The organism is Micromonospora sp. NPDC051924 (assembly GCF_055586005.1).
In genome coordinates, this window is record NZ_JBVJJA010000033.1 from 21,514 (window position 1) to 28,536 (window position 7,023).

Annotated in this window: 5 protein-coding genes; all 5 read left to right on the forward strand. The window is 73.3% G+C overall.

Features of this window, described 5'->3' with window-relative positions:
- Positions 1–22 precede the first annotated feature (22 nt).
- The 5 genes from pdhA to ACZ6S5_RS24015 all read left to right on the forward strand — a co-directional run bounded on the left by pdhA (position 23) and on the right by ACZ6S5_RS24015 (position 6,915).
- Positions 23–1,228 carry a pyruvate dehydrogenase (acetyl-transferring) E1 component subunit alpha gene (gene pdhA / locus ACZ6S5_RS23995; RefSeq protein ID WP_466003970.1) on the forward strand — a complete coding sequence of 402 codons (1,206 nt, stop codon included), beginning with the start codon at positions 23–25 and terminating at the stop codon, positions 1,226–1,228.
- On the forward strand, positions 1,228–2,232 hold the full coding sequence (locus ACZ6S5_RS24000) for an alpha-ketoacid dehydrogenase subunit beta (protein WP_466003870.1): 1,005 nt from the start codon (positions 1,228–1,230) through the stop codon (positions 2,230–2,232). Before pdhA ends, ACZ6S5_RS24000 begins: the two co-directional genes overlap by 1 nt.
- Positions 2,229–3,659, forward strand: a complete 1,431-nt coding sequence (locus ACZ6S5_RS24005) for a dihydrolipoamide acetyltransferase family protein (RefSeq protein WP_466003872.1) — start codon at positions 2,229–2,231, stop codon at positions 3,657–3,659. The genes ACZ6S5_RS24000 and ACZ6S5_RS24005 overlap by 4 nt, the downstream gene beginning before the upstream one ends.
- Positions 3,660–3,760: 101 nt before the next feature.
- Positions 3,761–5,440 carry a right-handed parallel beta-helix repeat-containing protein gene (locus tag ACZ6S5_RS24010; protein ID WP_466003874.1) on the forward strand — a complete coding sequence of 560 codons (1,680 nt, stop codon included), beginning with the start codon at positions 3,761–3,763 and terminating at the stop codon, positions 5,438–5,440.
- Positions 5,441–5,670: 230 nt separating this feature from the next.
- A complete protein-coding gene (locus tag ACZ6S5_RS24015; RefSeq protein ID WP_466003875.1) occupies positions 5,671–6,915 on the forward strand; it encodes a L,D-transpeptidase in 1,245 nt (414 codons plus the stop codon).
- Positions 6,916–7,023: the final 108 nt, after the last annotated feature.

A 7,023-nucleotide genomic window follows, 5' to 3' on the forward strand; every position in this document is an offset into this window, starting at 1 on the left:
TCAATCATCCGACAGCAGGAGCATAGGGCCACCACACGTCCAGGAGGTCCCCGCCGTGACGACCACACCAGAGGCGGTCCGCAGGGCATCCCCCCGCACCCGCCGGCCGGCCACCCCGGCCGCCCCCGATCCGTCGGCCGGCCTGCTGCCGGCCACCGAGCCGGTCCGGCTGCTGAACCCGGACGGCACGCCGCTGCCCGCCCGGGACGACTACCCGGAGCCGTCGGTCGAGGCGCTGCGGGAGATGTACCGCCGGATGGTCGTCGGCCGCCGCTTCGACGTGCAGGCCACCGCGCTGACCAAGCAGGGCCGCCTCGCCGTCTACCCGTCCTCCCGAGGCCAGGAGGCGTGCCAGGTCGGCGCGGTCCTCGCCCTGCGGGACACCGACTGGGTCTTCCCGACCTACCGCGAGTCGATGGCGCTGACCTCCCGGGGCATCGACCCGGTCGAGGTGCTCACCCTGCTGCGGGGCGACTGGCACTGCGGCTACGACCCGGCCGCGACGCACACCGCGCCGCAGTGCACCCCGCTCGCCACCCAGTGCGTGCACGCCGCCGGCCTGGCCTACGGCGAGTCGTACCAGGGGCGGGACACCGTGGCGCTGGCCTTCATCGGCGACGGCGCCACCAGCGAGGGTGACTTCCACGAGGGGGTCAACTTCGCGGCCGTGTTCAAGGCCCCGGTCGTCTACTTCGTGCAGAACAACAAGTACGCCATCAGCGTCCCGCTCTCCCGGCAGACCGCCGCGCCGAGCCTGGCGTACAAGGGCGTCGGCTACGGCGTGCCCAGCGAGCAGGTGGACGGCAACGACCCGGTGGCCGTCCTGGCGGTGCTCACCCGCGCGGTCGAGCACGCCCGGTCCGGCAGGGGGCCGTTCCTGGTCGAGGCGCACACCTACCGGATGGAGCCGCACACCAACGCCGACGACCAGACCCGCTACCGGGACGCCGAGGAGGTCGAGGCGTGGCGGGACCGCGACCCGGTCGCCCGGCTGGAGGCGTACCTGCACGACCGCGGGGTGCTGGACGACGTTGCGGTCGCGGCGATCGCCGACGAGGCCGAGGCGTACGCCGCCGCGCTGCGCGACCAGATGAACGTCCAGCCGCAGGTCGACCCGCTCAGCCTGTTCGAGCACGTGTACGCGGAGCCGACCCCGCAGCTGGTCGAGCAGCGCGAGCAGGTCCGCGCCGAGCTGGCCGCCGCCCGGGACGAGGAGGGGGACGCCTGATGGCCACCATGACCATGGCGAAGGCGCTCAACGCGGCGCTCGCCGACGCGATGCTCGACGACGAGCGGGTGGTCGTCTTCGGCGAGGACGTCGGCCAGCTCGGCGGCGTCTTCCGGATCACCGACGGGCTCCAGGCCCGGTTCGGTGACAAGCGCTGCTTCGACACCCCGCTCGCCGAGGCCGGCATCGTCGGCTTCGCGGTCGGCCTGGCCATGTCCGGGCTGCGGCCGGTGGTCGAGATGCAGTTCGACGCGTTCGCGTACCCGGCGTTCGAGCAGATCGCCTCGCACGTGGCGAAGCTGCGCAACCGCACCCGGGGCGCGCTCAGCGTGCCGATCGTCATCCGGGTCCCGTACGCCGGTGGCATCGGCGGGGTGGAGCACCACTGCGACTCCTCCGAGGCGTACTACGCGCACACCCCCGGGCTGAAGGTGGTCACCCCGGCGACGGTCGAGGACGCGTACTCGCTGCTGCGCGAGGCGATCGACGACCCGGACCCGGTCGTGTTCATGGAGCCGAAGAAGCTCTACTTCTCCAGCGCCGAGGCGGAGCTGCCGGCCCGTACCGCGCCGTTCGGCAAGGCCGTCGTGCGCCGCGCCGGCACCGACGCCACCCTGGTCGCGTACGGCCCGGCCGTGCCGGTCGCGCTCGAGGCGGCCGAGGCGGCCCGCGAGGAGGGCTGGGACCTGGAGGTCGTGGACGTGCGCACCATCGTGCCGTTCGACGACGCCACGGTCGTCGCGTCGGTGCGCAGGACCGGCCGGTGCGTGGTGATCCAGGAGGCGCAGGGCTTCGCCGGGGTCGGCGCGGAGATCGCCGCCCGGGTGCAGGAGCGCTGCTTCCACGCCCTGCACGCCCCGGTGCTGCGGGTGTCCGGCCTGGACATCCCGTACCCGGCGCCGATGCTGGAGCACACCCACCTGCCCTCGGTGGACCGGGTGCTGGACACCGTCGCCCGGCTGCAGTGGGACGACCAGCCCGACACCCGGTGGGTGGCGGCATGACCACCGCCGTCGGAACCCGGGACTTCCTCCTGCCCGACCTCGGGGAGGGGCTGACCGAGGCGGAGATCGTCGAGTGGCGGGTCGCCGTCGGCGACGTGGTCAGCGTCGACCAGACCGTGGTCGAGGTGGAGACCGCCAAGGCCGTCGTCGACGTGCCCTGCCCGTACGCCGGACGGGTCGTCGCCCTGCACGGCGCGGCGGGTGAGGTCCGCCCGGTGGGCCAGCCGCTGATCACGATCGCGCCGCTCGACGGCGCGGGCGGGGACGACCCGCACGCCACCTACCGGGAGGAGGAGCGGGCCGGCTCCGGCAACGTGCTGATCGGGTACGGCACCGGGCACGGTGGCTCCGGCCGCCGCCGGCGGCCCCGGCTGGCGCTCGCGCCCGAGCCCGGCGCGGCGGCGGACGGCACGCCGGCGCAGCCGGTCCCGACCGGGGTGGACGCCTCGGCCGCTGCGGCGCCCGCCGGGGCGGAGGTCGCCGGCCGGACGGCGACGACCGGCCCTGGATCGCCGGCTCAGGGCGCGCCGGCCGGCGCCCCGCTGGTCATCTCGCCGATCGTCCGGCGACTGGCGCGGGAGCGCGGCCTGGACCTGGCGGACCTGACCGGCACCGGGCCCGGCGGCGTGATCCGCCGCGCGGACGTCGAGGCGGCGTCGGCCGCGCCGGCCGCGAAGCTCGCCGCCGTGCCGGAGACGTCCGAGCCGCACGTCGGGCTCGCGCCCACCGGTGACGGCGACGTGGTCATCCCGCTCACCGGCATCCGCAAGGCGATCGCCGACAAGCTCTCCCGCAGCCGGCGGGAGATCCCCGAGGTGACCATCTGGGTGGACGTGGACGCCACCGGGCTGCTGGAGACCCGCGCCGCGATCAACGCCGCCACCCCGGACGCGCCGGTCAGCATCCTGGCCCTGCTGGCCCGGATCTGCCTCAGCGGCCTACGGCGGTATCCGCAGCTGAACGCGCATGTGGACACCGAGGGGCAGCGCATCGTCCAGTCGGCCGGGGTGCACCTGGGCATCGCCGCGCAGACCGACCGGGGCCTGGTCGTCCCGGTGCTGCGCGACGCCCAGCGGCTGACCACCCGCGAGCTGGCCGCCGCCCTCGCGGAGACCACCGCGGCCGCCCGGGCCGGCGGCCTGCCCCCGGCCCGGCTGACCGGCGGCACCTTCACGTTGAACAACTACGGGGTGTTCGGCGTGGACGGCTCCACCCCGATCATCAACCACCCGGAGGCGGCGCTGCTCGGCGTCGGTCGGATCGTGGACAAGCCCTGGGTGGTCGACGGGCAGCTGGCGGTCCGCAAGGTCACCCAGCTCAGCCTCACCTTCGACCACCGGGTCTGCGACGGTGGGGTGGCCGGCGGGTTCCTGCGGCACGTGGCGGACTGCGTCGAGCAGCCCGCCCTGCTGGTGGCGAACGTCTGAGGCGCGCTCCCGGCCCCGGCCCCAGACCGGGGCCGGGGCCGTGTCGTTTCTTCTCCGCCCGACCGGGAAAGCGAGGCCGGTCGTCGACGGGGAGGAGACGGATGGGCTACCCGCACATGCCCTCCGCCGGCGGCCTGCGCCCGTACCCGGTGGCCGGCGCGCCGCTGCTCTGCGACGCGCGGGAGCACGGCCTGACCGGGGACGGGACCACCAACGACCAGCCGGCGTTCGCCGCCCTGGTCGACCGGTTGGGGGACGCGTACGCCGCCGACGGGCGGGCCCGGGTGATCTACTGCCCACCCGGCGTCTACTCGATCCGGGACGCCGGCACGGTCTGGCGGGCCGGCGTCTCGCTGGTCGGGGCCGGCCCCGGCGCGACCCGCTTCGTGCTGAGCAACTCGGGCAACCGGGCCGATCCCACCCCGCTGGCCTTCCACACCGCCGCGCTGCACGGCGCCGACCGGGAACGGCACCTGGCGTACTGCACCTTCGCCGACTTCGAGATCGACGGCTCCGGGGTGGCGTCGGCCGAGTACAACCCGCTCGCCAAGGGGCTGGGCCTCCAGTACGTGGTCCGGGGCGTGTTCCGCAACCTCTACATCCACCACACCGCGGCGACCGGGCTGGGTTGCGACTTCCTCCAGGACAGCCTGATCGACGGGGTGCTGGTCGCCGGCTGCGGCCGGCTGGACAACGGCACCGAGATGGGCGGCGCCGGCATCGGCATCGGCATCGGCGGGTGGGGCAGCGTCGAGCGGGTGAACATCGTCAACTGCTCGGCGGTCGGCAACGCCACCAACGGCATCTTCCTCGAGCTGCAGGAGGCCAGCGAGCTGCGGCCGCGCGGCATCCGGATCATCGGCTGTCACGCCCAGGGCAACCGGTTCGGCATCTCCGACTGGGGCGCCAACGGGCTGATCGTCTCGTCCTGCACGATGACCGGCAACCTGGAGGCGGGCTTCCACGTGTCCGCCAAGGGCACCACCCACTCCGCCGGCCGGGGCGGCATCGTGTCCGACTGCGTGATCGACGGCAACCTGCACGACGGGATCAGCATCGGCAACACCCCCGGGCCGTACACCATCCGGGGCAACCGGATCAGCGGCAACGGCCGGTACGGCTACCACCAGCGCAGCCTGGGCGGCGAGGAGCAGGAGCACGCCCGCGAGATCGTGCTGGAGAGCAACGACTTCTACGGCAACAGCCTGGACGCGATTCGGATCGACCGGCCGCTCGTCGACGCGATCATCGTGAACAACCGGATCCGGAACAACGGCCGGCAGTGCGGCGGCGCCGCGCGGGGCGGTGGCGACTCGGTCCGGTACAGCGAGAAGCAGGTGGTCGACCGGCGGGCCAACTGGCAGCACGACGAGCACCGGGGCAAGATCGTCCGGGTCGGCCAGCGGATCGCCGCGGTGGCGGCGAACGACGCCGCCACGCTGACCCTGGCGCCGATCCGCCCCGACGCCTTCACCGCCTGGAGCGCGGACACCCCGGCGCCCGGCACCCCGTACGAGCTGCCGGATGCGCCGGCGACGCGGGCCGGCCTGACGGTGAACGCCGCCCTCGACTCGGCCAGCATCCGGGGGAACCGGATCTGGGACAGCCGGCGGCCGCAGGCCCAGACGCACGGGCTCTGGGTCACCGCACAGGGCAGTTGCGTGGACTGCCGGGTCGAGGACAACGACCTCGCCGGCAACGCGGAAGGCCCCACCCGGCTGGACACGCCGCCGATCGGCGGGCGCTGGGACCGTAACCACGGCTCCGACGACTGGGGCTGAACCGGTCGTCCCGCCCCGTCCGGCGCCACCGGGCGCAGGCGTGACACACGACCCTTTCCACGTCGCCGATTCCCATTTCCGTACGCCGCAGCCGAAATCGAAGTCACCCCCGGCGAGCAATTCCGCCGAATATGCCACGGCTTCCCTGCGGCCGTACAGAATGTGAGCCAAGGGGATCTGGAAATGGGGTGCGGAATATGAACGTGAGGCGGCGATTGACGCTATTTGCGGTGACCATCGCAGCCACTCCGTTGGTGATCGGGGCGTGTACCGCCGAGCAGAAGTCGGCCCTGAAGCCGGGCCACGGCAAGGCGACGGCCCCGCTGTCGGTGAGCCTGACCCCGGCCGACCGGACAAAGAACGTGCCGGTCAGCGCCGAGGTGGGCGCCAAGGTGAGCGGCGGGAAGATCACTGCGGTGAAGCTCACCGACGACAAGGGTCGATCGGTGCCGGCGGAGCCGCGTGAGGACGGGTCGAGCTGGGTGCCCGCCCGCCCGCTGGAGAACTCGCGGACGTACACGGCGGAGGTGACCGCGACCGGCGGTTCCGGGCGAACGACCACGCAGAAGACGACGTTCACCACCATGGCGAAATCCACCAAACAGGCCGTCACCAGCGAATTGCTTTTCACCAGCAATCAGACGTACGGGACGGCGATGCCGGTGGTCGTCACATTCGACCCGCCCATTCCGAAAGAGGCCAGGGCGGACGTGCAGCGCCGGTTGTTCGTGAAGACCGACCCGCCGCAGCCGGGCACCTGGTCGTGGGAGTCCGACGGCAAGCAGGTCGAATACCGGGCGCCGGACCACTGGAAGTCCGGCACGAAGATCAGCGTACGGAGCGCGCTGGAAGGGCTGCCGATCGGCAAGGACGCCATCGGGGACGCCGACCATTCGGCGACCTCCAAGGTCGGCCGGCAGGTCTCGCTCGACATCGACAACGCCACCAAGCAGATGTCCGTCTACCAGGACGGCAAGCTGCTCCGCAAGGTGCCGGTGAGCCTGGGCAAGTCGAGCACGCCCAGCTCCAGCGGCACGATGGTGATCATGGAGAAGTTCGACCGGACCACCTTCGACACCCGGGGTGACCCGAACGGCGGGTACGTGGTCGACGTCGACGACGCGCAGCGGCTCACCTGGGGCGGCGAGTTCATCCACTCGGCGCCGTGGTCGGAGGGGGATCAGGGCAACATCAACGTCTCCCACGGCTGCACCAACGTCTCGGCCGCCGCGGCCGACTGGCTGATGGGCATCACGCAGGTCGGCGACCTGGTGACCGTCAAGGGCACCGAGGTGAAGCTGGACCAGGGCAACGGCTTCACGGCCTGGAACGTCAGCTGGGACGAGTTCGCCAAGGGCAGCGCGCTGCCCGTACCGGCCGGGCTGAAGCCCACGCCCAGCGCCACGCCGCACCCGAGCGCGGTGGCCGGCGGTTCGGCGCCCGCCCCCGCCCCGTCGAAGAGCAACGGCGGCTGACCACCGGGGAGGAACGGCCACGGGGGGGGGGCGGGGGGGGGGGGGGGGGGGGGGGGGGGGGGGGGGGGGGGGGGGGAAGGGGGGGGGGGGGTGGGGGGTGGGGTGGGT

What these genes read in the sequence shown, in the direction of transcription:
- ACZ6S5_RS24000 (WP_466003870.1), top strand. Translation starts at nt 1,228, where the DNA reads ATGGCCACCATGACCATGGCGAAGGCGCTCAACGCGGCGCTCGCCGAC.
- ACZ6S5_RS24005 (WP_466003872.1), top strand. Translation starts at nt 2,229, where the DNA reads ATGACCACCGCCGTCGGAACCCGGGACTTCCTCCTGCCCGACCTCGGG.
- ACZ6S5_RS24010 (WP_466003874.1), top strand. Translation starts at nt 3,761, where the DNA reads ATGGGCTACCCGCACATGCCCTCCGCCGGCGGCCTGCGCCCGTACCCG.